1 pseudogene is annotated in these 555 nt (G+C 63.4%); it reads right to left on the minus strand.

From position 1 onward, the window contains the following. Positions 1-23 precede the first annotated feature (23 nt). A pseudogene (locus tag FGX59_RS37310) lies at positions 24-555 on the minus strand (IS5 family transposase); the annotation flags it as partial.

The following is a 555-nucleotide window of genomic DNA, read 5'->3' on the forward strand; positions in this document are numbered from 1 at the left end:
CTAGGCTCAGGACTCGTTCCGACTCACAGCCAGAAGATGACGGTTGCGGCGAGTGCGATCGCCGAGAAGAAGGTCTTCGGGCATCGGTCGTACCGCGTTGCAACGCGCCGCCAGTCCTTGAGCCTACCGAACATGATCTCGATGCGGTTACGGCGTTTGTACCGCCGCTTGTCATACCGGATGGGCGTCTTCCGTTTCTTCCGGCCCGGGATGCAAGGACGTATCTTCTTGTCCTGCAAGGCTTCTCTGAACCAGTCGGCATCGTAGCCGCGATCTCCGAGAAGCCACTTCACGTTGGGCAGCCGGCTGATGAGCGCACGCGCCCCGATGTAGTCGCTGACGGGACCGGCCGTCAGGAACAGGTCGATGGGCCGGCCGCGGCTGTCGCAGATGGCGTGCAGCTTCGTGTTCATGCCGCCCTTGGTTCGGCCAATCAGGCGTCCCCGCCCCCCTTTTTAACGCCCAGGCTGGACGCCGTGCGATGGGCCTTCAGATGGGTGGCGTCGATCATCACAGTCGTCTCCTCGCCGTGCTCAGCGGCCAGCCCCGCCATGA

The sequence above is a fragment of the Poseidonocella sp. HB161398 genome, assembly GCF_005870025.1.
In the GTDB taxonomy this organism is placed as follows: domain Bacteria; phylum Pseudomonadota; class Alphaproteobacteria; order Rhodobacterales; family Rhodobacteraceae; genus Mangrovicoccus.